The sequence below is a fragment of the Janthinobacterium kumbetense genome (genome assembly GCF_023703445.1).
GTDB classification, from domain to species: Bacteria; Pseudomonadota; Gammaproteobacteria; order Burkholderiales; family Burkholderiaceae_D; genus Janthinobacterium; species Janthinobacterium kumbetense.
In genome coordinates this window covers 296779-318978 of sequence record NZ_JAMQGR010000004.1, presented here as the reverse complement: position 1 = coordinate 318978, position 22200 = coordinate 296779, and the positions used below count along the sequence as shown (strand labels likewise).

General features: G+C 64.1%; 20 protein-coding genes and 1 pseudogene. 13 read left to right on the top strand and 8 right to left on the bottom strand.

The features are described 5' to 3' along the window. Window positions 1–75 precede the first annotated feature (75 nt). Window positions 76–546, top strand: a complete 471-nt coding sequence (locus NCG91_RS15050; RefSeq protein WP_435526490.1) for a DUF1841 family protein — start codon at window positions 76–78, stop codon at window positions 544–546. Between the two features lie 137 nt (window positions 547–683). Here NCG91_RS15050 and NCG91_RS15045 read toward each other — a convergent pair whose 3' ends face one another. From NCG91_RS15045 to nirK, 3 genes are read right to left on the bottom strand one after another with little or no spacing between them, the layout of a single operon-like run. Next, a complete protein-coding gene (locus NCG91_RS15045; protein WP_251350260.1) occupies window positions 684–2969 on the bottom strand; it encodes a nitric-oxide reductase large subunit in 2286 nt (761 codons plus the stop codon). A gap of 14 nt (window positions 2970–2983) precedes the next feature. Beyond that, complete coding sequence (gene ytfE, locus NCG91_RS15040; RefSeq protein WP_251350259.1) at window positions 2984–3661, bottom strand: iron-sulfur cluster repair protein YtfE; 678 nt, start codon at window positions 3659–3661, stop codon at window positions 2984–2986. Between the two features lie 29 nt (window positions 3662–3690). Then, window positions 3691–5175 (bottom strand): copper-containing nitrite reductase, encoded by a 1485-nt coding sequence (gene nirK, locus NCG91_RS15035; protein WP_251350258.1) that lies wholly within the window; start codon window positions 5173–5175, stop codon window positions 3691–3693. Between the two features lie 150 nt (window positions 5176–5325). On the opposite strand from nirK, the gene norR reads away from it, so the two are divergent. Further along, on the top strand, window positions 5326–6882 hold the full coding sequence (norR, locus tag NCG91_RS15030) for a nitric oxide reductase transcriptional regulator NorR (RefSeq protein WP_251350257.1): 1557 nt from the start codon (window positions 5326–5328) through the stop codon (window positions 6880–6882). Between the two features lie 13 nt (window positions 6883–6895). Here norR and NCG91_RS15025 read toward each other — a convergent pair whose 3' ends face one another. Both NCG91_RS15025 and NCG91_RS15020 read right to left on the bottom strand, forming a co-directional pair. Beyond that, a complete protein-coding gene (locus tag NCG91_RS15025; RefSeq protein ID WP_071075485.1) occupies window positions 6896–7237 on the bottom strand; it encodes a c-type cytochrome in 342 nt (113 codons plus the stop codon). A gap of 14 nt (window positions 7238–7251) precedes the next feature. Next, window positions 7252–7581 carry a c-type cytochrome gene (locus NCG91_RS15020; RefSeq protein ID WP_092796428.1) on the bottom strand — a complete coding sequence of 110 codons (330 nt, stop codon included), beginning with the start codon at window positions 7579–7581 and terminating at the stop codon, window positions 7252–7254. Between the two features lie 233 nt (window positions 7582–7814). Here NCG91_RS15020 and NCG91_RS15015 point away from each other — a divergent pair, with 233 nt between their 5' ends. From NCG91_RS15015 to NCG91_RS14980, 8 genes and pseudogenes are all read left to right on the top strand, one after another. Continuing rightward, window positions 7815–8684 carry an AAA family ATPase gene (locus tag NCG91_RS15015; protein WP_034780284.1) on the top strand — a complete coding sequence of 290 codons (870 nt, stop codon included), beginning with the start codon at window positions 7815–7817 and terminating at the stop codon, window positions 8682–8684. A 9-nt stretch (window positions 8685–8693) separates the two neighbouring features. Beyond that, window positions 8694–9344 (top strand): GNAT family N-acetyltransferase, encoded by a 651-nt coding sequence (locus NCG91_RS15010; RefSeq protein WP_251350256.1) that lies wholly within the window; start codon window positions 8694–8696, stop codon window positions 9342–9344. Then, window positions 9338–10507, top strand: coding sequence for a vWA domain-containing protein (locus NCG91_RS15005; RefSeq protein WP_070256030.1), 1170 nt, complete (start codon window positions 9338–9340; stop codon window positions 10505–10507). Before NCG91_RS15010 ends, NCG91_RS15005 begins: the two co-directional genes overlap by 7 nt. Window positions 10508–10819: 312 nt before the next feature. Next, window positions 10820–12007 (top strand): cation:proton antiporter, encoded by a 1188-nt coding sequence (locus NCG91_RS15000; protein WP_034780723.1) that lies wholly within the window; start codon window positions 10820–10822, stop codon window positions 12005–12007. Continuing rightward, window positions 12008–13138, top strand: coding sequence for a YbdK family carboxylate-amine ligase (locus NCG91_RS14995; RefSeq protein ID WP_034780287.1), 1131 nt, complete (start codon window positions 12008–12010; stop codon window positions 13136–13138). It abuts the gene before it with no gap. Window positions 13139–13345: 207 nt separating this feature from the next. Continuing rightward, window positions 13346–13825, top strand: a pseudogene (locus tag NCG91_RS14990) (sigma-70 family RNA polymerase sigma factor); the annotation flags it as partial. 57 nt (window positions 13826–13882) lie between these two features. Then, the gene (locus NCG91_RS14985) at window positions 13883–14662 is read left to right on the top strand and encodes a FecR family protein (RefSeq protein WP_354004619.1); all 780 of its coding nucleotides are present in this window, start codon (window positions 13883–13885) and stop codon (window positions 14660–14662) included. 95 nt (window positions 14663–14757) lie between these two features. Continuing rightward, complete coding sequence (locus NCG91_RS14980; RefSeq protein ID WP_251350255.1) at window positions 14758–17229, top strand: TonB-dependent siderophore receptor; 2472 nt, start codon at window positions 14758–14760, stop codon at window positions 17227–17229. A 13-nt stretch (window positions 17230–17242) separates the two neighbouring features. Here the strand turns inward: NCG91_RS14980 and NCG91_RS14975 are convergent, their stop codons facing one another. Both NCG91_RS14975 and NCG91_RS14970 read right to left on the bottom strand, forming a co-directional pair. Continuing rightward, window positions 17243–18322 carry an alginate lyase family protein gene (locus NCG91_RS14975; RefSeq protein ID WP_251350254.1) on the bottom strand — a complete coding sequence of 360 codons (1080 nt, stop codon included), beginning with the start codon at window positions 18320–18322 and terminating at the stop codon, window positions 17243–17245. Beyond that, window positions 18319–19317 carry a gamma-glutamyl-gamma-aminobutyrate hydrolase family protein gene (locus tag NCG91_RS14970; RefSeq protein WP_251350253.1) on the bottom strand — a complete coding sequence of 333 codons (999 nt, stop codon included), beginning with the start codon at window positions 19315–19317 and terminating at the stop codon, window positions 18319–18321. Before NCG91_RS14970 ends, NCG91_RS14975 begins: the two co-directional genes overlap by 4 nt. Window positions 19318–19535: 218 nt before the next feature. On the opposite strand from NCG91_RS14970, the gene NCG91_RS14965 reads away from it, so the two are divergent. The 3 genes from NCG91_RS14965 to NCG91_RS14955 are packed head-to-tail and all read left to right on the top strand — an operon-like array spanning window position 19536 to window position 21389. Further along, window positions 19536–19835 (top strand): hypothetical protein, encoded by a 300-nt coding sequence (locus NCG91_RS14965; protein ID WP_251350252.1) that lies wholly within the window; start codon window positions 19536–19538, stop codon window positions 19833–19835. After that, entirely contained in the window at window positions 19832–20869 is a 1038-nt protein-coding gene (gene dapA, locus NCG91_RS14960) for a 4-hydroxy-tetrahydrodipicolinate synthase (protein WP_251350251.1), read from the top strand. The genes NCG91_RS14965 and dapA overlap by 4 nt, the downstream gene beginning before the upstream one ends. 10 nt (window positions 20870–20879) lie before the next feature. Then, window positions 20880–21389 carry a P-loop NTPase family protein gene (locus NCG91_RS14955; protein WP_251350250.1) on the top strand — a complete coding sequence of 170 codons (510 nt, stop codon included), beginning with the start codon at window positions 20880–20882 and terminating at the stop codon, window positions 21387–21389. A gap of 54 nt (window positions 21390–21443) precedes the next feature. On the opposite strand, the gene NCG91_RS14950 is transcribed toward NCG91_RS14955, so the two are convergent. Next, on the bottom strand, window positions 21444–22199 hold the full coding sequence (locus tag NCG91_RS14950; protein WP_251350249.1) for a TorF family putative porin: 756 nt from the start codon (window positions 22197–22199) through the stop codon (window positions 21444–21446). Between the last annotated feature and the right edge of the window lies 1 nt (window position 22200).

Here is a 22200-nt window from a genome sequence, read left to right as displayed (position 1 = left end):
TTAAATGACGGTGACTATCAGGTCATGCAAGCGGCCGCCAGACGGCAAAAAGGGCATCCTCGATGCCCTTTATTTATGTACGCGGTACAATGCCGGCTGCCCTTTAGCCATAGTCCTTCAGCCATGTTCAACCCCTCTTCCGACGACGTGCGCCGTTTCTTTTGCGAAACATTGCGCAAGCACCGCGCCCATGAAATCCTCACGCCGATGGAAGCCATTGCGCTCGACTGGATCCTCGAACACCCCGAGTATGAAAACGAGCTCTCCGACGTCGAAGCGGCGCTGGCGCGCGACTATTCCGTCGAAGGGGGACAAGCCAATCCTTTCCTGCACCTGTCCATGCATCTGTCGATCACGGAGCAGGTGCAGGTGGATCAGCCGCGCGGCATCCGCCCGGCCGTCCAGCAGCTCACCCAGCGCCTCGATTCGGCCCATGCCGCCCAGCACGAAGTGATGGAATGCCTGGGCCAGATGATCTGGGCGTCGCAGCGCTCGGGCTTGCCGCCGGACACGGACGCCTATATCGACTGCGTCCGCCGCCGGTAGGAACACCTGTCAAAACCTGCTGCGCGTCGCGCTTTGCGGCCTGCGATGCTCACCGTACTAGAGAGTACGGTTGCGCTTCTTAGCCACAAATCGCTGCCGCTCGCTACGGTGTTGCCAGGTGTTGTACCAGTACTACCTCACATCGGTTTTACTGCCTCCTTCATGCGCTGAGGCAAGACCTGTGTCGGCCCTCGTCCCATCAATCCCAGCACCACCTGCAACGCCATGGCGATGGCGCCGACGATGAAGACCACGTCGCCAAAGGTGCGTATCCAGCGCAGGTTCTGCAACAGCGGCTGCTGCATGAACGCTTCGCTGCGCGCATACCACAGGCCTTCCGTCACGCTGGCGTGGAACTGGATGATGCCAATCGGTAGCAAACTGGTAAAGATCATCAGCACCAGGCCCGCGTTCAAGCCCCAGAACGCCGTCTTCATCAATGCAGGGCTGAAACGGTAGTCGGGACGCAGATAACGCAGCACCAGCAAGGTAAAGCCCAGCGCCAGGAAGCCGTACACGCCGAACAGCGCCGCATGCGCATGCACGGGGGTCGTGTTCAAGCCCTGGATGTAGTACAGGGCGACGGGCGGATTGATCATGAAGCCCAGCACGCCCGCACCCAGCATGTTCCAGAAGGCGACGGCGACAAAGCACATCATGGGCCAACGCAGGTTTTCCATCCATGGCGCGCGCTCCTTCAGGCGCCAGTTTTCCCACGCTTCATGCCCCAGCACGATCAGCGGCACCACTTCCAGCGCGCTGAAACTCGCGCCGATGGCCATCACGGGCGTGGTGGTGCCGGCAAAGTACAGATGGTGGAAAGTGCCGGGTATCCCGCCCAGCATGAACAGCGAGGCCGACGCCAGGCTGGCCGTCGTGGCCATGCGCACCGACACCAGGCCCAGGGTCGAGAAGATGAAGGCCAGCGCTGTCGTGGCGAACACTTCAAAGAAGCCTTCCACCCACAGGTGCACCACCCACCAGCGCCAGTATTCCATCACCGATAAATGCGTGCGTTCGCCGTAGAACAGGCCGGCGCCATAGAACAGGCCGATGGCGCCCACGGATGCGGTCAGGAGCGCCAGCAAGTTCTTGTCGCCGCCCTTCTGGCACAGGGCCGGTATGACGCCGCGCAACATCAGCACCAGCCACAGCAGGATTCCGACGAATTTGCCGATCTGCCACAAACGCCCCAGGTCCACATATTCATACCCCTGGTGGCCGAGCCAGAAATTCCACTCGGGCGGCATCACTTGCGCGATGGCCAGGTAATTGCCGATAAACGAACCGACGACGACCAGCACCAGGGCCCAGAACAGCACGTCGACGCCCAGGCGCTGCCACCTGGGGTCCTTGCCGCCATTGATCAGGGGAGCCAGGAACAGGCCGGCGGCCAGGAAGCCCGTGGCGATCCAGAACAGCGCGGCCTGGATATGCCAGGTGCGCGTGAGCGCATACGGGAACCAGCGCGACACGTCGATGCCGTAGAACTGCTGCCCCTCCACCGTGTAATGCGCCGTAAAGCCGCCGATGAAGACCTGGAAGATGAACAGCGCCACCACCAGGAACAGGTATTTTCCCAGTCCCCGCTGCGAAGGCGTGAGGGCGAAAGTGGTGAGCGGATCGCGCGGACCGGCCGCCGGCAGCGCTTCGTCATGGTCGCGCAGGAAGGCCCAGCCCCAGACGAGGAAGCCCACGCCGGCCAGCAGCACCACCACGCTGGCGACCGACCAGACGAGGTTTTCGCCGCTGGGCTGATTGCCGATCAGAGGTTCATGCGGCCAGTTGTTCGTATAGGTCACTTTCTGGCCCGGACGCTCGGTGGCGGCGGCCCACGCCGTCCAGAAGAAGAACTGCGTCATCTGCGCGCGCCGCTCGGCGCTGGGCAAGGTGTTTTCCTTCATGGCGAAATGCTCGCGGCTGGCGTGCAGCGCAGGCGCGTCGGAGAACAGCTGGTCGTAGTAGTGCGCCGTGCTGGCGATGGCTTGCACGCGGCGCGGCGACAGGCGCAGCACTTGCGTCTCATCGACCCGGTTGCCGCGGTATTCCAGCTTGAGCGCTTCGCGCAGCGCCGCCTGCGCAGGGCCGTCGAGCGCCGCGTAGGCCTTGCCATGCTGCTCTTGCGCGGCCAGTTCCAGCCAGGCCGTCAGTTCGCGGTGCAGCCAGTCTGCCGTCCAGTCGGGCGCCTGGTAGGCGCCGTGGCCCCAGATAGAGCCCAGCTGCATGCCGCCGACGGATTGCCAGGCCGTCTGGCCGTCGAGGATGCCCTCGCGGTCGAACAGTTGCCGGCCATCCTGCGCCAGCACTTGCGCGGGGATGGGCGGCGCCTGCCGGTAGACTTCCGTGCCGTAGTAGCCAAGTAGCGAAAACGTCACGATCAGTACACCGATCAGGGTGAACCAGAGTTTTTTGTACGGACCCATGGGTCATTCCTTTGTCAGTGCACCACGGCCGGCGCAAAGCGCTCGAACAGGATATTGTTTTCAGTATGGATGTGCGCCATCAGGTCTGCACGGAAGGTGCGCAAGCCCGTGTACAGCGCGCGCCAGGTGGTGCAGGCGCCACCAGGGGCGGTGATATCGTTCGTCATTGCCTCCATCGCGCGCAAGGCCACGCCATGGTCGTCGTGCTCCATGCGCATGACGTTGATGGGCGCACCGGCCCGCGGGCCCTGGCCGCGCACGATCATCGGGAACAGCACGTCTTCTTCCTTGCGCATATGGCTTTCCAGCTCCTGCGCCATGGCCGACAGGTGTTCCGCCAGCCCGTGCGGACAGTCGGCGCGGTCGCCATGCACCTGCTCGACCTTGCGTGCCAGGCGTATCAGTTCGGGCAGCTGCTCGCGGTGCACCGCGTGGTAGCGCGCCAGCAGGTGTTCCACCAGCTCGGTGGCCGAGGCGTCCTGCCAGTCACGCTCGCCGCTGGCGTCAATCCGTCCTGCCAGCAGTTTCAGTTCCTCGACGATGGGCGCCGCATCCACGCCGGCCGCTTCGGCCGCCGCGCGCAGGGTCTTGTTGCCGCCGCAGCAGAAGTCCAGGCGGTGCGCATCGAACAGGCGCGTGGCGCCAGGGATGCGGCGGGCCAGCTGGCCCAGGGATAGGTCGATCATTTCCATAACAGTTCCTTGAGGATGAATAGGTAGATTTATTGCACCGCGCCCGCGTGGTAGACGCCGGGTACGGGTTCGCCAGTCACTTCCAGCACGCCCACGGCGCCCTTGCCTGCGCGCGACAGCGCATGGTCGACCAGCAGATAGCTGCCCGGATGCTGTACCTTGAGTTCGACGATGGTCGCGCCGCCCGGCGCCACGAGCGTGGTTTGCACGTCGTGTTTCGGGCTGCTGATCGAGCCTTCGCTGTACACCTTGTCGAAGATCTCGCCGATGATGTGAAACGATGAAATCTTGTTCGGGCCGCCGACACCGAAATAGATGCGCACCGTCTCGCCCACTTTCGCCTGCAATTTGTGCGTCTTGCTCAAGGCGCCCACTTCGCCATTGAAGACGTAATAGTCGGGCAGCTCATTGGCCATTTTTTCCAGGTTCGGTTCCTGGTGCACGGGCGCGCCGTGCGGACGGCCCGTATACATCTCGCCCTGCATCACGTAATACTCGCGGTCCACCTTCGACAGGCCGCCTTCCGGTTCGACCAGGATCATGCCGTACATGCCGGCCGCGATATGCTGCGGCACCAGGGGCGTGGCGCAGTGGTAGACGAACAGGCCCGGATTGAGCGCCTTGAAAGTGACCGTCTTTTCCTGCCCCGGCGCCACCTGCGTGTGCTGTCCGCCGCCATGGCCGCCCGTCACGGCATGCAGATCGATCGAGTGGATCATCTTGCTGTCCCTGGCGTTGAACAGGGTCAGTTCGACCGTATCGCCCACCTTCGCGCGCAGCATGGGACCGGGTACTTGGCGGTTGAAGGTCCAATACGTAAAACTGGTGCCGTCATCGAGCTTGCCCGGCAATTCCACCGTCTCCATGCGGTATTTCAGGGTTTGCGGCGCGCGCGCGCCGATGGCGGTGGGCACGGAGGCAGGATTGGCCGCCACGCTGACGGCCGATGGGTCGGGGCCGCGCATCGGCGACGGTGCGGGCGTGTACAGGGCCAGCGCGGCGGCCTGGCTCGATTCGCTGGCCGCGCTGCCGGCGCCGGCAGCCTTCGGTGCTCCCGCTTCGGCCAGCGAAGTGCCGCTCACGACCAGCTTGCCTTCCATGCCGATCTGGCGGTGGCCGGGAATCGAGCAGTAATAGGTGAACGTACCGGCGCGCGTGACCTTGAAGCGCACGGTGGTGCTGCCGCTATTGGCGCTGAATTTGCTTGAAGCCACGTTCAGCTCGGGGATCAGCAGGTCGTGTTCGGCGCCTTCGCCGCTTTTCAGCACGAGTTCGACCGTTTCCCCCACCTTGGCCGCCAGCACCGGGTTGACCTGGCCCTTGGCGTCGATGAATACCATCTTGCCGTCGACGATATTGGTTTGCAGTTCATAGCGCTTGACCGCGGCGGTGGCAGGTTTGGCGGCAGTGGCGGCAGCGCTGGCAGGCAGGCTCGCCTGGGCCTGCACGGACAGGGGCATGGCCAGGACACAGACGGCGGCGGCAATGGCGCGGAGGGAGGGAGTCGTTTTCATCAAGCTTTCCTTGGTCTTGTATGCCGGTTTGGCACTCATATCTAGGCAAACCGTGTGCCAGGAAAAACTTGTTTTAAATCAATGATTTGAAAAACACAGGGTCGTAATGACCCTTGTTTGCCGTGGTTCGTTGTACCCTGCATGGTACTTATGACCACCACTGCCATCCACCTGCTGCTGCTCACCGACCTGGTCGCCGACCTGCCCGTGGCCGTGCGACTGCAGCGCCTGGTCGGCAGCCTGCGCGCGCACTTCGGCTGCGAAGCCGTGGCCTTGCTCAAGCTCGATGGCGAGCACTTGCGCCCCGTGGCGATGGCCGGCTTGGCCAGCGACGCGCTGGGGCGACGCTTCGCCGTCGCCGACCATCCGCGCCTTGCCGCCATCCTGCAACGGCGCGGCGTGCTGTGCTTCCATCACGACAGCTCCCTGCCCGATCCCTACGATGGCCTGATCGCCGAGCGGGCCGGCGAGCCGCTGCCCGTGCACGACTGCATGGGCATGGCGCTGGACCTGGAAGGCGAACGCTGGGGCGTGATCACGCTCGACGCCCTGCAGGTAGGCACCTTCGATACGCAAGCGCAGCGCGACCTGGGGGAACTGGCCTGCGCCATCGAGGCGGCCGTGCGCGTGACCCGCCTGGAAACGGAAATCCGCGCCCTGCGCCTGTCGGGCGGCGCCATGCTGGCCGATGCGCAAGCGCCGCGCGAGGAACACGATTTCGTCGGCCAGAGCAGCGCCATCACGCACTTGCTGCACGAGTTGCAAGTGGTCGCCGATTCCGAACTGCCCGTGCTGCTGCTGGGAGAGACGGGCGTCGGCAAGGAACTGTGCGCGCACCGCCTGCACCGGCTGTCGCGCCGCGCAGGCAAGCCCTTGATCCACGTCAATTGCGCGGCCTTGCCCGAGTCCCTGGCCGAGAGCGAATTGTTCGGCCATGTACGCGGCGCGTTTTCCGGCGCCGTCAGCGACCGGCCCGGGCGTTTCGAGGCAGCCGAAGGGGGCACCCTGTTTCTCGATGAAGTGGGGGAATTGCCGCTGTCGATACAGGCCAAGCTGCTGCGCACCTTGCAAAATGGCGAAATCCAGCGCCTGGGCGCGGACCGGCCGCGCCGCGTCAACGTGCGCGTGATCGCCGCCACCAACCGCAGCCTGCGCGAGCATGTGCGCGACGGCACCTTCCGCGCCGACCTGTATCACCGCCTGTCCGTGTATCCCGTGCCGATTCCGCCGCTGCGCGAGCGGGGCAATGACGTGCTGCTGCTGGCCGGTGGTTTTCTTGAGCTCAACCGCGCGCGCCTGGGCTTGCGCAGCCTGCGCCTGTCCGCCACGGCAGAAAACGCCCTGTGCCACTACCGCTGGCCGGGCAATGTGCGCGAACTGGAACATGTGATCAGCCGGGCCGCGCTGAAAGCTGTGATCCGCGGTGCGGACCGCAAGGACATCGTGACCCTGGAAACGGATATGCTCGACCTCGATGCGCTGGAGGCGCCAGCCGGCGCGGACGCGTCGCTCCCTGCGCCGGCCGCGTGCGGAGCGCCGGCGGCGCCGCTGCTGTCCATGCATCAGATCGTGGAAGCGAGCCAGCGCCAGGCCATCCGGCAAGCGCTGGTGCTACATCAGGATAACTGGGCCGCTGCCGCGCGCCAGCTGGGGCTGGACGCCAGCAATCTGCACAAGCTGGCGCGCCGGGTCGGCTTGAAAGCCTGAGCCCGGCTAAAACTCAGCGGTGAATGACCAGGGTGGTCGGCAGACTGTGCAGGTAGGCGGCCAGGTCCTTGATGTCCTGGTTGCTCAGCGGTTTCACCTGGCCCGTCATGATGGCGTTGTTGCGGCCATTGGCCTTGTCGCCCCGCTTATACGCCGTCAAGGCGTGTTCCAGGTAATCCTTGTGCTGACCCGCCAATTTCGGATAGGACGGGTCGATGGGCGAACCGTAATCCTTGCCGTGGCAGGTGGCGCAGCTGTATTTTTCGGCCAGGGCCTTGCCCGTATTGATATTGCCGGCGGCGCTGGCGCCGAACGAGACGGTGGCGCAAACGAGGGCGGCGAGTAGTGTTTTCATCATCTGGCTGGTCCTCAGTTCGGCTTGGCTTGTTGCGCATAATACGCGGCGACATCGGCGATATCCTGGTCCGACAGGCTGCTGGCGATGCCCTTCATGCTCGGGTGCTTGCGATCGCCCTTCTTGTAGGCTTGCAGCGCATTCTCGATATATTTTGCCGGCTGGCCGCCGATCATCGGCACCTGGAACACTTCGGGGAAGGTTGCCTTGTAACCGGGGATGCCATGGCAGCCGATACACATTTCCACCTTGGCAGTGGCTGCCTTGGCGTTTCCTACAATGTCAGCCGCTGTGACGGCATTTGCTATGCCGGCAAGCACGAGAAGTGCAAATATTTTTTTCATAGTGGCAATGTGAACAAAGGTAATCGGAGAAACGCCAGAGCTGGTTTTTATTGATTTTATGTGTTGACAATTAAGGTTGACAATTAATCTGCTGCTTGCCGATTCTAGCCAAGATATTCTTGCAAGTCCACCTATAAAACCCGCATTGTAGGCAGGCAGGCACAGGCCGTCAGCGTGGCGGTGCGCCACAGTTCTGTTTATACTCACCATTTCCCTACTTTGGCAGACCGCTCATGCAAGCACAGCACACCCAGCAAGGCCAACGCTTCGAAGGTTCCGACAGCTATGTCGCCACCGCCGACCTGAAACTGGCCGTGAATGCGGCGCTGACCCTGCAACGCCCGCTGCTGATCAAGGGCGAACCGGGCACGGGCAAGACCATGCTGGCCGAGGAAGTGGCCGCCGCGCTGAACATGCCGCTGATGCAATGGCATATCAAATCGACCACCAAGGCGCAGCAGGGCCTGTACGAATACGACGCCGTCTCGCGCCTGCGCGACTCGCAGCTGGGCGACGAGCGCGTGCGCGACATCCAGAACTACATCGTCAAGGGCGTGCTGTGGCAGGCGTTCACGGCGCCCGAACCGGTGGTGCTCTTGATCGATGAAATCGACAAAGCCGACATCGAATTCCCGAACGACTTGCTGCGCGAACTGGACCGCATGGAATTCTACGTGTATGAGACGCGCGAAATGGTCACGGCGCGCCATCGCCCGCTCGTCATCATCACCTCGAACAACGAAAAGGAATTGCCGGACGCCTTCTTGCGCCGCTGCTTCTTCCATTACATCAAATTCCCGGACAAGGACACGATGGAGCAGATCGTCGCCGTCCACTACCCGCATCTGAAACAGGAATTGCTGGCGCAAGCGCTGCAAACCTTCTATGAAGTGCGCGACGTGCCGGGCCTGAAGAAAAAGCCGTCGACGTCGGAATTCCTCGACTGGCTCAAGCTCCTGCTGGCCGAGGACATCCCCTTTGACGCGCTGCGCAGCAAGGACAACAAGGCCGTCGTGCCGCCGCTGCACGGCGCGCTGCTGAAAAACGAGCAGGACGTGCACCTGTTCGAGCGCCTGATGTTCATGTCGCGCACCAACCGCTAAGGAGCGCCGGTGAACGACATCAGCCCGGACAAGGTCTTCGTCCCCCTGGAACTGCACGGCATCCGCCTCGAAGCGCTGGCGCCGCACCACGCGCCCGGCTTGCGCGCGGCGGCCATGGATGGCGAACTGTGGAACCTGCGCGTCACCTCCGTGCCCGAGCCGAACCAGGTGGACCAGTACATTTTCAAGGGTATCGAGATGCGCCCTTCGCGCTTCGCCTTTGCCGTCATCGACGTGGCCAGCGGCGAGGTGCTCGGCACCACCAGCTACCACGACGTGGTGCCAGCCATCGGGCGTCTGGAAATCGGCTACACCTGGTATGCGAAGCGCTGCCAGCGCAGCCATGTCAACACCACCTGCAAATTGCTGCTGCTGGCGCACGCCTTCGACACACTCGGCTGCGCGCTGGTGGGTCTGCGCACCGACAATTTCAACCATGCCTCGCAGGCGGCCATAGAACGCCTGGGCGCGAAAAAGGATGGCGTGCTGCGCCACCATGCGCTGCGCCGCGACGGCACCGTGCGCGACACGGTCATGTACAGCATCACGCGCGGCGAATGGCCGGAAATCGCCGCCCATCTGCGCTACAAGCTGGCGCAGCGCCCGATCACCGCACTGCCTCGCGCAGGCGACGCCGGGACAGAGGAAGCGCCATGCTGATCGACTTCTTCTTCACGCTCAAGGATGCGAAGATTCCCGTCTCGATCAAGGAATTCCTGACCCTTCTTGAGGCGCTGCAAAAGAACGTCATCGACGCCTCGATGGACGATTTTTACTATCTGGCGCGCCTGACCCTGGTCAAGGATGAAGCCCATTTCGACAAGTTCGACCGCGCGTTTGCCCAGTACTTCAAGGGCGTCAACGCGGCCTTCGACACGAACGCGGCGATTCCCCTCGACTGGCTGCTCAAACGCATGCAGCGCGAGCTATCCGAGGAGCAGAAGGCGCAGCTGGAGAAATTCGGCTACGACAAGCTGATGGACCGCCTGAACGAGCTGCTGAAGGAACAGAAGGAGCGCCACGAAGGCGGCAGCAAATGGATCGGCACGGGCGGCACGTCGCCATTCGGCAATGGCGGCACGAACCCGGAAGGCATCCGCATCGGCGGCAAGGGCGGCAACCGCACGGCCGTGAAAGTGTGGGAAGCGCGCAGCTACAAGGATTACGACGGCGAGCGCGAACTGGGCACGCGCAACATCAAGGTGGCCTTGCGCCGCCTGCGCAAATTCGCGCGCGAAGGCGCGGAAGATGAACTGGCGCTCGACGCCACCATCGCCGCCACGGCCAATAACGCGGGCTATCTCGACATCAGGATGCGGCCCGAACGCAAGAACCGCATCAAGGTGCTGATGCTGCTCGATGTTGGCGGCAGCATGGACGACCATATCGAGCGCACCGAGGAACTGTTTTCGGCGGCGAAGACGGAATTCAAGAACATGGAGTTCTTTTACTTCCATAACTGCGTCTACGACTACCTGTGGAAGAACAACCGGCGCCGCAACGCCGAACGGTTCCCCACCTGGGACGTGCTGCGCAAATACCCGCCGGACACCAAGCTGATTTTCGTCGGCGACGCCACCATGAGCCCCTATGAAATCCTGCAACCGGGCGGCAGCGTCGAGTACAACAACGAGGAAGCGGGATCGACGTGGCTGGCCCGCTTTACCCAGGCATTCCCGAAATTCATCTGGCTCAATCCCGAATCGGAGGGATTGTGGCAATACCGCCAGTCGATCGGCGTGATGCGGCAACTGATGAACAACCGCATGTTCCCCCTGTCGATCGACGGGCTGGAACGGGGCATGCGTCTGCTCAGTAAATAAAAGCACGCAACAAAAAGTCCATGGCGGCAGGGGGCCGCCATGCCGTACACTGCAACACGGCACTACCGTGCGGAGCCTCTCCGCTGCGGGCGGGTACCATACGCTGATACCAGCCCTGCCCAACCTGCTGCATCCTGTGCGCGGCCGCCATGGCCGCGACACTGTTCGATTGCGCACATCGTGCGCGCCTTCTGCTCCGGTAGAATCGGCGCATCGCTCTGCGCAAACCATGCACCATCGCTGCACCACGACATTGCCGCGCCAGCCCCCGTGCTACCGGCCGGTGCAAGCGCCATTTTCAAAGGAATGAGCATGCAAAGTCTGATCTCGATCGCCGCCGACCTGTCCTGGCCGTTCGCCATCACCCTGGCCTGGGTGGTGGGCGAATTCGGCCACCGCTGGACTGGCCTGCCGCGCATCAGTTTTTACGGCGTGATCGGTTTCGTCCTCGCCCAAACCCAGGTAGGCATCCTGCCGCAGACGGACGCCGGCCCCATGCTGGTGCTGGCCGACGTGGCCTTCGGTCTGATCCTGTTCGAAGTCGGCTACCGCATCAACCTGCGCTGGCTGAAGAACAATCCGTGGATCGCCGTCACGGGCCTGGTCGAATCCTTGCTGACCTTTGCCGTCGTCTACTTCATCGGCATCGAATTCGGTTCCACCTCGATGACGGCGCTGCTGCTGGCGTCCCTGGCCATGTCCACCTCGCCGGCCACCATCATGCGCGTCATCAACGAGGAGCGCAGTTCGGGCCAGGTCACGGAACGCATCGTCCACCTCACCGCTCTCAATTGCGTGCTGGCCGTCTTCACGTTCAACATCATCGTCGGCTTCTGGATGTTCCAGAGTTCCACCGACCTGATCGAAGCGAGCAGCAGCAGCGCCGCCGTGCTGGCCGCCTCGGTGGCCGCCGGCACCGTCTTCGGCATCGTCGTGCCGGCCATGCTGCGCCGCCTGGGCAATATGGCACAGGATGCCACCGTCGCCTTCGCGCTGTCGGTGATGCTGCTCGTCGCCCTCACCTACACCACCAGCCTGTCGCCGCTGCTGGCCACCCTCACCTTCGGCCTGGTGGCGCGCCACCGCCGTGTCGCCTTCAGCCAGGCGCAGCGCAATTTCGGCGCGCTGGGCGAGCTGCTGACGGTGCTGCTGTTCGTATATGCCGCCTCGACCCTTGAATGGGCCAGCGTGGCTGCCGGCGCGGGTCTGGCCCTGGCCGTCGTCGGTGGGCGATTGCTGACGAAAGTCGTCGGCGTGGCCGCGTTCTCGCATGTGAGCGGCATTTCCTGGCGCAAGGGCGTGCTGACGGGCGTGGCACTGACGCCCGTCTCCGTCTTCATCATCCTGCTGCTGGAACACGCGCGCCAGCACGGCGTGAACTTCGGCGACGAATTGAACGCCCTGGCCGCCATCACCCTGGGCCTGGAACTGGTCGGCCCCGTGCTGGTGCAGCGCGTGCTGATGCTGGCCAAAGAAACCCACGAAATCAAGGAGCGCTAAATGCCGCTGGAACCCTTTGGCCAATCGGCCGCGCTGACCTTCGGCGTCGAACTCGAACTGCAACTGGTGAACCTGTCGGACTATGACTTGACGGCCGCCAGCCCCGACCTGCTGCATCTGCTGAACAAGAAGCCGTTCCCCGGCAACGTCACGCCGGAAATCACCGAGAGCATGATCGAAATTAACTCGAGCGTGCACACGCATCACGGCCCCCTGCTGGAGCAGCTGCAGGAAATCCGCGACACCTTGATCACGGCCGGCGACAAGCTCAATATCGGCATCGCGGGCGGCGGCACGCACCCGTTCCAGCAATGGTCGTCGCAAAAGATCTTTTCCAAGCCCCGCTTCCAGGAAATCTCGGAACTGTACGGCTACCTGGCCAAGCAATTCACCATCTTCGGCCAGCACGTGCACATCGGCTGCGCCTCGGGCGACGACGCCATGTTCCTGCTGCATTCGCTGAACCGCTACATCCCCCACTTCATCGCCCTGTCGGCCTCCTCGCCCTACGTGCAGGGACGCGACACCCTGTTCGACTCGGCGCGCCTCAATTCCGTGTTCGCATTTCCCATGAGCGGGCGCGCGCCGTTCACCCTGAGCTGGGACCAGTTCTCCAACGAGTATTTCGCCAAGATGGAGAACACGGGCATCATCAAGAGCATGAAGGATTTTTACTGGGATATCCGTCCCAAGCCGGAATTCGGCACCATCGAACTGCGCGTGTGCGACACGCCGCTGACGGTGGAACGGGCCGCCGCGCTGGCCGCCTACCTGCAAGCGCTGTGCCGCTACCTGCTCGAACGCCGCGAAACCCCGCCGGTGGAAGACGATTATCTCGTATATAACTACAACCGCTTCCAGGCTTGCCGCTTCGGCCTCGACGGCGCCATCACGCATCCGAAAACCTACGAAACGATGTCGCTGCGCGAAGACATCATGACCACCCTGCGCAAGATGGAACCGCACGCCGAGGCGCTGGGCAGCACGCCAGCCCTGAAACACCTGTCGGACGTGGCCAAGCAATGGAGCGACGCGCAATACCTGCGCAAGCAGCACAGCTTGCAGGGCAGTGCCGAGGGCATGGTCGATTCGGCGATCCGATGTTTTCGCGGTGAACCGATGAACTATTGACGCTGTCCGGTCCAGCCAACGTCGCGTCCATGGGGTCTGACCCGCCGGGTCAGACCCCAGCATTCAACAACGTCAAACCCAAAAAACCACACCCCATCTCCCCATCGTTTACAGCCGCCGCCACCGCTTGTTACAATAATTGAGAATGATTCTTATTATTGTTTAAAAACACCAGCCCACCCGGGCCGGCCATGCAAGGGGAATGCGATGCCGCTGGCAGAGCCGCTACAACGCCAGGACATCGCGACACTGTATGCCGACCACCACGGCTGGCTGCAAGGCTGGCTGCGCAAGAAGCTGGGCAGCACGGCGTGTGCGGCCGACGTGGCGCACGATACCTTCATGCGCCTGCTCGACCGCGAAGACGCCGTCGCCGCGCGCGAGCCGCGCGCCTTTCTCGCCACCGTCGCGCAGCGCGTGCTGTTCAACCATTACCGCCGTCAGAAACTCGAACAGGCTTACCTCGACGTACTGGCGCAACTGCCGCCCCGGCATGCGCCATCGCCCGAGGAACGGGCACTGCTGCTGGCAACCGTGTTTGAACTGGACCGCATGCTCGACGGCTTGCCGCCTCCCGTGAAACGGGCTTTTTTACTACGCCAGCTCGACGAGCTGCCGCAGGAAGACATCGCGCGCCAGCTCGGCATCTCGCTGGCCACGGTGAAACGCCACCTGCAGCGGGCCGGCCGCGCCACACAGGCGTGGCAGCAGTTGCAAACGCAGCATGAACACCTGCCGCCCGCCATGCACGCCACCCTGCTGCGCGCCTGCGTGCAAGCGAATGCGCCGCGCCGCCATGCCGTCAAGACCCTGGCCCTGCTGCTGGCCTGCGGTGCCTCGCTGTATGCGTTTGAGCGCCGCAGCCCATGGCGCGGCTGGATGGCCGATTACCGCACGGCAGTCAACCAGCGCCGCGTGGTGACACTGGACGATGGCACCCAGCTCACGCTCAACACCAGCAGCGCCGTGAACATCGCTTACGACGGCGAGCGGCGCAGCATCGAACTGCTGGCCGGCGAAATCTTCATCGCCACCGGCAAGGATGCGGCACGGCGCCCCTTCTTCGTCGGCACGCCGCACGGCAGCCTGCAGGCGCTGGGCACGCGTTTCACCGTGCGCCTGCACGAGCAATACGCCAGCGCCGGCGTGCTCGAAGGGACCGTCGCCATGCTGGCCAGCGACGGCGCCCAGCGTCTGGTGCTGCATCCCGGCGAAGGTGCCCATTTCGACAGCAACAGCCATCATCGCCAGGCGCTGGCGCCTTATGGCGGCGCCTGGCTGGACGGCATGCTGGTGGCGCGCGACATGCGCCTGGCCGATTTCCTCGCCGAGCTGGCGCGCTACAGCGACCATCCGCTGACCTGCGCGCCGGCCATCGCCAGCCTGCGCGTGTCCGGTTCCTACCCGCTGGCCGATGTCAGCGCCATCCTCGACGCCGTCAGCGCCAGCCTGCAACTGCGGCGCAATACCGTCACGCGCTTCTGGGGCCATCAGGTGGTGCGCATCGAACTGGCGGCCCGCTGAAAAATATTTTCTGCAAAGTGAGCTGTTTCGGCGTGCTCGCGTGACTTGGAAGATAGGCAGTCTCCATCTTGCGCATCCACGAAAGGTTTTATTCCATGCACCACGCTTCGCGTTCCCTCCTTACCCGCACCGTCCTGACCTGCGCCCTGTCGCAGATCGGCATGGCTATCACCCTGCCGGCGCTGGCCCAAGCACAAAGCCAGCAAGTGCGCGTCTACAGCATTCCTGCCGGCGCGCTGGGCGATGTGCTGACGCGCTTCGGCAGCGACAGCGCCATTTTATTGTCGTTCTCCAGCGACGCCACGCAAGGCTTGCGCAGCGCCGGCCTGCAAGGCAGCTATGGCGTGCACGATGGTTTCCGCGTGCTGATGGCGGGCAGCGGCCTGCAAGCCGTGCCGCAATCGAACGGCGGCTACCTGCTGCAAAAGATCCCCGCCGGCGCGGATACTGCCTCGGTGGATAGCCGCGGCGTGGCCGTCATGAGCGGCGTCACCGTGGTGGCGGCGGCCGAGCGTAGCGCCGTGACGGGCGGCACCGGCAGCTATATGGGCGGCCCCGCCAGCGGCGCCACGGGACTGGCGTTGACGCAACGCGAAACGCCGCAGTCGCTGACCATCGTCACGCGCCAGCAGATGGATGACCAGAACAGCAACGCCGTCTCCGACGTCATGAAGAACGTCAATGGCGTGAGCGTGCAAAACTACGACAGCGACCGCTGGAGCTTTCAGGCGCGCGGCTTTGCCGTTACCAATTTCCAGTACGACGGCGTGTCGGCCATCTATGACGGCGTCTACGACTGGGGCACGACCAATAGCGACATGGCCATCTACGACCGCATCGAGATGCTGAAAGGCGCGACGGGGCTGATGAGCGGATCGGGCGACCCGTCGGCCACCGTCAACATGGTGCGCAAGCGCCCTACCGCCCACTTCGAAGGTTCGGCCACCCTGGGCGCGGGATCGTGGAACAACTACCGCGGCGAAGCCGATGTCTCCGGCCCGCTCAATGCCAGCCGCACGGTGCGCGGCCGCCTGGTGGGCGCCTACCAGGACAAGCACTCCTACCTGGATCGCTACACGCAGCAGAAATCCGTCGCCTACGGCATCATCGAGGCGGACCTGACACCCGTCACCCTGCTCACGACCGGCTTCACGCACCAGGATTACAAGCCGCGCGGCTCGACCTGGACGGGTTTCCCCGTGCTGCTATCCGATGGCTCGCGCACGGATTTCCCCACTTCGTGGAATCCGGCCACGGACTGGAGTCGCCGCGACATGCAGAACACCACGCTGTTCACGTCGCTCGAACATACGCTCGCCAGCGAGTGGAAACTGAAATTGAGCGCCAACCAGCTGCGCAGCAAGCATGACAGCGTGCTCGGTTCGGCCAGCGGCGGCAATCCCCACCCTGTAACGGGCGCAGGCACGTTTTTCTTCATGGGAAAATACAAGGGCGACCGCCGCCAGACCACCGTCAATGTGGACGCCAGCGGCCCGTTTATAGCTTTTGGCCGCCGGCATGAAGCGATGATCGGCTACTCCACCTCGACGGCAAAGCAGGATGGCCCCGTCTATGATTCGATCTATCCGCCCCTCGATGGCAGCTACTTCGACTGGCGCGGCCAGTACGCGGAACCGGCATTCAAACGCACGGGCAACGACAACGACAGCACGCGCCAGAGCGGCCTGTATGGCGCCGTGCGCCTGCATCCCGTCGATGCGCTGTCGGTAATTCTCGGCGCGCGCGTGAGCGACTACAAGCAGGAACAGGAGCGCACCTTCTTCGACGCCGACACCGTGCGCATCACCTCGCGCATCGAGGAAAACAAGGTCATCACGCCGTATGCGGGCGTCGTGTATGACCTCGACAAGACCTATTCCGTGTTCGGCAGCTACACCAGCATCTTCGCGCCGCAGAGCAACCGCGACGTGAACCGCAACTTCCTGTCGCCCGTGCGCGGCAAGGGATTTGAAGCGGGCGTGAAGGCGGAATATTTGGATGGCAAGGTCAATGCCAGCGCCGCCGTGTTCCAGATCCGCCAGAGCAATGTGGCCAGCTCCGTGGGCGAAGTCAATGGCGAGGAAGCGTATAAAGCCATCGACGGCGTCACCAGCCGCGGCGTGGAAATGGAAGTGACGGGCGAAGTGATGAAGGATGTGAAGCTGAGCGCCGGCTACACCTACACCCACGTGCGCGACGCGGATGGCAAGGACGTCTTTTCCACCATGCTGCAAACGACGCAGCCTGCCCACCTGGTGCGCGTGCAAGGCACGTGGCGCCTGCCGGCCGGGCTGGACAAGCTGACCGTCGGCGGCGGCATCAACTGGCAAAGCAGCTACGACGGCAACATCTGGAATCCCGCCATCGAGGACAATGCACGCATCAAGCAGGGCAGCTACGCGCTGCTCAACCTGTTGGCGCGCTACGAGATCAGCAGGAACGTCACGGCCAGCCTCAACGTGAACAACCTGCTGGATAAGAAGTACCTGACAGGACTGGGCCTGTTCCAGACGGGCTTTTACGGCGAACCGCGCAATGTGATGTTCACCGTGCGCACGAAGTTTTAACGCGACGTTCCAGCTAAGTGCCGTACAGCGCCAGCGCCCACGCTGGCGGGCGCAATTCCAGCGCCAGCGGCAGGTAAGCGGGATCGAAGCGCGCCGCCAGCAGATACACATTGGCGGCGCCCTTCGGCTCCCAATTCCCCGTAAAGCCTTTTTCGCCGGCCGCCACGCGCTTGCGGTCGAAGGGCACGGCGCTTTTCGCGAACTCCTCGTGCGTCTTTCTCCCCTGCGCGTACGGCGCCAGCCAGGCCAGCGCCTCGGCCAGGCGCCGCGCTTCCGGCGCGCCATACCAGTCGTCGCCATGCGCCTGCGCCATCAGGGCGGTCGTCAGCAACGGCTCCAGGCTGTAGGTGGTGTAATGCAGGGCATCGCGCTGCTCGAAGTCGAAGGGTACGCCGCCGACGCCGATATTGCGCGGCACGTGCGCCAGGAAGTGTTCCTTCGCCCGCGCGATCAGCAAGGCGTCGCCCGTGACATACGCGGCGGCCGTGCCGATCTTGATGCGGTGGCTATGCCAGTTGTTGCGCGCCGTGGACGGGCCGCCCACCTTGATGGGGTCACTCAGATATCCGTGCGCCAGGGTGCGGCAAAATGCCTGCACCTGTTCGCGCTCCACGCCGTTCAAGCGTTCCTGCACCAGGTCAAAGCCCATCAGGAGGCTGGCCAGCTCCGTCTCGTCGACGGGACTGAACGACGGCTGGTAGGCGCCGCTCCAGGCCAGCAGCAGCTGGCGCGCCGCCTCGAAATGCGCCATCTCGCCCGATAGTCTCCAGGCCAGCGCCTGCAGGCGTGCCTGGCGCCAGTCTTCCTGCGCCTGCTGGCTGGTCTCGCGTCCGCCCTCGCCCTTCAGCAAGCCGCCCGTGCGCACTTCGGCCATCAGGTGCACGGGGCGCGCCGCATCCTTGCGCGCCGCCTTGACCACCTGTTCCGCAATGGCCGGCACCACCCGCGCCTTGAGCGTGCGGGCGCGCGCGGCGGACGTCAGCGCAAACGGCAGCGCGCCTTCATGCGGGCGCGGCGCCGCGCGCAAGCCAGCCAGGGGCAGCGCCAGCAGGCCGGCCAGCACAATGCGCCGGCGCATCAGGTGCGTACTCAAAACCGCGTCTCCCGCGCCGCGCGCAAAAAGTTATCGAGGATGGGTGTGCAATCGAGCAGTTCGACGCCGCCCGCCGAATGGAATTCCGGGTGCCACTGCAGGCCCATGACGAAGCGCGCCCGCTGGTAGCGGATGGCTTCGACGATATTGTCCCCTTGCGAATACGCTTCCACCGTGATGTCGCGCCCCAGGTCCTTGACCGACTGATGGTGGATGGAATTGACGAGCGCCTCGCCCGTCTTCGGGAACAGCCCCGCCAGCGACGAGCCTTTCGGGAAGACGATGCTGTGGCGGTGGCGGTCATACAGGTCGTTGACGTGCGAGGTGGCGCCTTCCACATCCGAGGCGATGTCCTGGTACAGGGTGCCGCCAAAGCCCACGTTGATGAGTTGGCAGCCGCGGCAGATGCCCAGCACGGGCTTGCCCGCATCGACGAATTCGTGCAGCAGTTCCAGTTCGTACAGGTCGCGCGCGCGGTCGCCGCTCCATTCGGGCCGCGTGGCCGCCTCCGAATACGTCTGCGGCGAGACGTCGGCGCCGCCCTGCAGCACCAGGCCGTCCAGGTGGCGCGCATAGTGGCGCAAGGTGATGTTACTCGGGTGTAGCTGGCCGCTGGTATTGACGGTCGGGATCATGAACACCAGCACGTCGCGCGACATCACCCACTGGGCGATCGACTCTTCCAGGTATTGCAGGTTCTTGCTGCGCAGGCCAGTGGCACCCGATTCGGGGTGGAAAATGCGCGCCGAGATGCCGATGCGCAGGGTGCGCCGCATGAAATCGCGGCTGGCCTTGTCGCGCATGGAGCGGTAGCGCGACGAGATCACCCGCCAGGCCAGCGCCAGCGGCGTGTCGTTGTCCTTCAGATAGCGGGGTGCGGCATCGCGCGCGCGGTGCTCATCATCGGGCGCCCTGCCTACCCGGTCGGGCCGCGCCGAAGCTGGCGCCGCGGGATCGGTGGAAGGGGGAAGCTGGGGATCTTTTTCGTCTGACATGGCGGGGCTGACTGAAAGCGGAGACGTTTTCAATATAAACCCCTGCCCCGGAAAGCACGATTCAATTTTGTAACAAAAGCCCACGCGCGGGGCATCCACGCAACACGTCCACACCCGATGCATACAGCCCGTTTACGCTGGCGGCCCCGCTTTTTAGAGAATCTTTACGCCCCCGCTGCTAATCTTGAACGTACCTCAACCACCGCTGCAAAGCCACCATGGAACCCCATTCACGCCAGCAAACGCATCAAGCCCTGCCCCACCGCCATCCCCGCCTGCCCACCTTTCTCATGCATATCACGGTCGACAAAGCCTGCCTGGCCGAGCTGCGCCAGCTGGTCGTGCGAACCTGCGGCGGTATGCTGTCATTCATGCGCGTCGAGGCAGTCGACCACGCCGAGCGCATGAAAGTCTGGCTGTGCGTGACGGAACCGGCCCTGCGCCTGACCATGGATGCCGTCATGCGCCTGCTGCCGGCGGCGGAATTTGGCCGTATCAGCCAGGGGAAATCGCTATGAACCAGTATGCCTGCGAACACGCGATGTCTTCCTTGCGCATCACCGCGCACTTCCAGGGCATCTGGGTGCCGATGGTCACGCCATTCCTTGATGTCGATGGCGAAATCGACTTCGACGCCGCCCAGCAACTGGCGTGCGAACTGGCCGCCAGCGGCATCGATGGCCTGGTGGTGTGCGGCACCACGGGCGAAGCGGCCATGCTGAGCGCCGCGGAACAGACCATGCTGCTCGACAGCGTGCTCGAAGCCGTCGGCCCCCGTTTCCCCGTCGTGATGGGGATCGGCGGCAGCGATACGCGCGGCGTCGTCGCCACGGTGCAGCGCTACAACGACCATCCGCTGGCCGGCCTGCTGGTCTCCGCGCCCGCATATGTGCGCCCGTCGCAGGACGGCATCGTGCGCCACTTCCAGGCCATCGCCGCCGCCACCGACCAGTCCATCGTGCTGTACAACGTGCCGGCGCGCACGGGCGTCAATATCGAACCGCAGACGGCCGCGCTGCTGGCGCGCGACTCGCACTTCGTCGCCATCAAGGAAGCGGGCGGCAAGCTGCAGCAACTGGGCGAACTGCTGCTCGACACGCGCCTGGACGTCCTGTGCGGCGACGATGCGCTGCTGCTGGCCAGCCTGTCCATGGGCGGCCACGGCGCCATGTCGGCCGCCGCCCATGTCCGTCCCGATCTGTATGCGCAGCTATATCATCTGGTCAAGCAGGGCCGCCACGGCGCCGCCGGTGCCCTGTTCAAGACCATGCTGCCCGTCATCCGCCTGCTGTTTTCCGACCCCAATCCCGCTCCCGTCAAGGCGGCGCTGGCCATGCAGGGCAAGGTGCGCGACGCATTGCGCCTGCCGATGACGCCCATGTCCGCCGCCGGCCAGGCCGCCCTGAGTGCGGCACTCGAGCCCTTGATGGCTCTGCCCGTCTGGACAGCCAGCGACAGGGACGCGCCGCGCGAAGGCTGTCTGCTGCAGCTGGTCTCCCCTGCCAACATCATGCCAGCCGTGCGCCAAGATGATCATCGCCATCACGGATGAACGCGGGGGCATGGAGAAATCCATCCTGGCCGGACGGCTGGCCGCCTCGCGCGCGCTGGCCGGACGCAAGGTATTGCTGCTCGATGCCGATCCGCGCCAGGGCGCCATGGCGCAGGCCAGGAACCTGCACGACGGCGCCATGCACGGCAGCCTGACGCGGCCGCGCCTGATGGCGCGCGCCATCAGCGCCAAGGGCTTGCAGCCGGAGCTCGAGCACCTGGTGCACTGCTACCACGACATCGTCATCGACAGCGAAGGCCGCGACTCCATGGGCAGCCGTTCGGCCCTGATCGCCGCGCGCGTGCTGGTGGTGCCGCTCGACGGTGTCGTCGATGGCGCCGCGCAGGCGGGCCTGGCGTGCCGCATCGCACACGCGCGCAGCGTCAATCCTGACCTGCGCGTCCTGCTGGCAACGGACGCGCAAGCGGCACCCGCCCATGCGCTGGCCGCGCAGATCCCCTCCGCCCGCGTGGTGGGACTGGGGCAGCTATACTGCGCCGTTTTCAACCTGCCAGCGTAAGTACGCAAAAAAGGCGGCGCATGCGCCGCCTCTCCTTTCAGTCAACTCAGTCCATTAAAACGTCTTGCTGACCGTCAGCTGCAGCGCCGTCTTGCCCATGAATTTGCCATTCACGGGCGAGGCATAGGCCGACTTGCCCGCGTTCGTGCCGATCACGGCCAGCGCGCCCGAAACAAAGCCGAAGTCGCGCGTGACGCCCACTTTCCAGTCCGTATAGCTCGACGCGTCGTTGTTCCTGACCTTCTGGTGGCCCGCATGCAGGTTGCCGGTCCAGCCGTTCGTCAGGTCAATGGTCGCGCCGATGTCCAGGTAGCCGCTGTTCTTGCTGTTGACGATGCCGAACAAGTTGGAGACGGCGTGCGAATATTTGACGTAGGCGGGACCATACGACAGCTGGCCGTAGACTTCCTGCGTGTCCGCGTTGGCCAGGCCGATATTCTTCAAGCCGTTGTCCGCATACACGTAGGCGAGCACGCCCACGTCATAGCCGATATCACCGGTCAACTGGCCGCGCTTGCCCGCATACAGGTCCACTTCCACGTCGCCGCTGCCGCCCGCGTCCTTGGTCCACTTGATGGTCGAGGCCCAGGCGCCCGCATACAGGCCCGTCGGGTTGTTGACGTAATCGACGCCGCCCTGCAGCGCCGGTTTCAAACGCGTCTGCGAAATGCCGCGGTAGCGGTAGTCGGACACGCCGGCCACGTTGAAACTGACTTCGTTGTTGGGCTTGACCTCATCCGCGTGGGCCAGGCTGCCCGTCAAGGCGGTGAAGGGGGTGGCTAGGGCAAGTGCCAGTAGCATTTTATTCATG